The organism is Pseudomonas sp. NPDC077451 (assembly GCF_044543345.1).
GTDB lineage: Bacteria > Pseudomonadota > Gammaproteobacteria > Pseudomonadales > Pseudomonadaceae > Stutzerimonas.
In genome coordinates this window covers 1-3204 of record NZ_JBITVX010000030.1, presented here as the reverse complement: position 1 = coordinate 3204, position 3204 = coordinate 1, and the positions used below count along the sequence as shown (strand labels likewise).

Annotated in this window: 2 rRNA genes; both read left to right on the top strand. The window is 52.0% G+C overall.

From position 1 onward, the window contains the following. Positions 1-37 precede the first annotated feature (37 nt). Positions 38-2928: ribosomal RNA gene (locus tag ACIGHL_RS22660) — 23S ribosomal RNA — on the top strand. A gap of 154 nt (positions 2929-3082) precedes the next feature. Next, positions 3083-3198 (top strand): 5S ribosomal RNA (gene rrf / locus ACIGHL_RS22655). Positions 3199-3204 lie beyond the last annotated feature (6 nt).

Here is a 3204-nt window from a genome sequence, read left to right as displayed (position 1 = left end):
ACGTATTAGACAATAACCAGATTGCTTGGGGTTATATGGTCAAGTGAAGAAGCGCATACGGTGGATGCCTTGGCAGTCAGAGGCGATGAAAGACGTGGTAGCCTGCGAAAAGCTTCGGGGAGTCGGCAAACAGACTTTGATCCGGAGATGTCTGAATGGGGGAACCCAGCCATCATAAGATGGTTATCACACACTGAATACATAGGTGTGTGAGGCGAACCAGGGGAACTGAAACATCTAAGTACCCTGAGGAAAAGAAATCAACCGAGATTCCCTTAGTAGTGGCGAGCGAACGGGGACTAGCCCTTAAGCTTCTTTGATTTTAGCGGAACGCTCTGGAAAGTGCGGCCATAGTGGGTGATAGCCCTGTACGCGAAAAGGTCTTAGAAGTGAAATCGAGTAGGACGGAGCACGAGAAACTTTGTCTGAATATGGGGGGACCATCCTCCAAGGCTAAATACTACTGACTGACCGATAGTGAACTAGTACCGTGAGGGAAAGGCGAAAAGAACCCCGGAGAGGGGAGTGAAATAGATCCTGAAACCGTATGCGTACAAGCAGTGGGAGCCTACTTTGTTAGGTGACTGCGTACCTTTTGTATAATGGGTCAGCGACTTATTTTCAGTGGCGAGCTTAACCGAATAGGGGAGGCGTAGCGAAAGCGAGTCTTAATAGGGCGTCTAGTCGCTGGGAATAGACCCGAAACCGGGCGATCTATCCATGGGCAGGTTGAAGGTTGGGTAACACTAACTGGAGGACCGAACCGACTACCGTTGAAAAGTTAGCGGATGACCTGTGGATCGGAGTGAAAGGCTAATCAAGCTCGGAGATAGCTGGTTCTCCTCGAAAGCTATTTAGGTAGCGCCTCGTGTATCACTGCTGGGGGTAGAGCACTGTTTCGGCTAGGGGGTCATCCCGACTTACCAAACCGATGCAAACTCCGAATACCAGCAAGTGTCAGCACGGGAGACACACGGCGGGTGCTAACGTCCGTCGTGAAAAGGGAAACAACCCAGACCGTCAGCTAAGGTCCCAAAATCCTGGTTAAGTGGGAAACGATGTGGGAAGGCTCAGACAGCTAGGAGGTTGGCTTAGAAGCAGCCACCCTTTAAAGAAAGCGTAATAGCTCACTAGTCGAGTCGGCCTGCGCGGAAGATGTAACGGGGCTCAAACCAGGTACCGAAGCTACGGGTTCAACGTAAGTTGAGCGGTAGAGGAGCGTTCTGTAAGCCTGTGAAGGTGAGTTGAGAAGCTTGCTGGAGGTATCAGAAGTGCGAATGCTGACATGAGTAACGACAATGGGAGTGAAAAACTCCCACGCCGAAAGACCAAGGGTTCCTGCGCAACGTTAATCGACGCAGGGTGAGTCGGTCCCTAAGGCGAGGCTGAAGAGCGTAGTCGATGGGAAACGGGTTAATATTCCCGTACTTCTAGTTACTGCGATGGGGGGACGGAGAAGGCTAGGCCAGCTTGGCGTTGGTTGTCCAAGTTTAAGGTGGTAGGCAGAGGTCTTAGGTAAATCCGGGATCTTAATGCCGAGAACTGATGACGATCCTTCTTTTAGAAGGAGAAGTGGTTGATGCCATGCTTCCAGGAAAAGCCTCTAAGCTTCAGGTAACTAGGAACCGTACCCCAAACCGACACAGGTGGTTGGGTAGAGAATACCAAGGCGCTTGAGAGAACTCGGGTGAAGGAACTAGGCAAAATGGCACCGTAACTTCGGGAGAAGGTGCGCCGGTGAGGGTGAAGGGTTTACCCCGTAAGCTCATGCCGGTCGAAGATACCAGGCCGCTGCGACTGTTTATTAAAAACACAGCACTCTGCAAACACGAAAGTGGACGTATAGGGTGTGACGCCTGCCCGGTGCCGGAAGGTTAATTGATGGGGTTAGCGCAAGCGAAGCTCTTGATCGAAGCCCCGGTAAACGGCGGCCGTAACTATAACGGTCCTAAGGTAGCGAAATTCCTTGTCGGGTAAGTTCCGACCTGCACGAATGGCGTAACGATGGCGGCGCTGTCTCCACCCGAGACTCAGTGAAATTGAAATCGCTGTGAAGATGCAGTGTATCCGCGGCTAGACGGAAAGACCCCGTGAACCTTTACTATAGCTTTGCACTGGACTTTGAATTTGCTTGTGTAGGATAGGTGGGAGGCTTTGAAGCGTGGACGCCAGTTCGCGTGGAGCCAACCTTGAAATACCACCCTGGCAACTTTGAGGTTCTAACTCTGGTCCGTTATCCGGATCGAGGACAGTGTATGGTGGGTAGTTTGACTGGGGCGGTCTCCTCCTAAAGAGTAACGGAGGAGTACGAAGGTGCGCTCAGACCGGTCGGAAATCGGTCGTAGAGTATAAAGGCAAAAGCGCGCTTGACTGCGAGACAGACACGTCGAGCAGGTACGAAAGTAGGTCTTAGTGATCCGGTGGTTCTGTATGGAAGGGCCATCGCTCAACGGATAAAAGGTACTCCGGGGATAACAGGCTGATACCGCCCAAGAGTTCATATCGACGGCGGTGTTTGGCACCTCGATGTCGGCTCATCACATCCTGGGGCTGAAGCCGGTCCCAAGGGTATGGCTGTTCGCCATTTAAAGTGGTACGCGAGCTGGGTTTAGAACGTCGTGAGACAGTTCGGTCCCTATCTGCCGTGGACGTTTGAGATTTGAGAGGGGCTGCTCCTAGTACGAGAGGACCGGAGTGGACGAACCTCTGGTGTTCCGGTTGTCACGCCAGTGGCATTGCCGGGTAGCTATGTTCGGAAGAGATAACCGCTGAAAGCATCTAAGCGGGAAACTTGCCTCAAGATGAGATCTCACTGGAGCCTTGAGCTCCCTGAAGGGCCGTCGAAGACTACGACGTTGATAGGTTGGGTGTGTAAGCGCTGTGAGGCGTTGAGCTAACCAATACTAATTGCCCGTGAGGCTTGACCATATAACACCCAAACAATTTGTTGTTTGTGTGTCAGACGGTTGAAGTCGACAACAAACCGAAAAGACGCATCGCTCGCAAAGCGAAAGCAATACCGAAACACCATCACATACCCAATTAGGGGAAGCGACTCAACACCGACTCCCCAACCGAATTGCTTGACGACCATAGAGCGTTGGAACCACCTGATCCCATCCCGAACTCAGTAGTGAAACGACGCATCGCCGATGGTAGTGTGGGGTTTCCCCATGTGAGAGTAGGTCATCGTCAAGCTTCTAC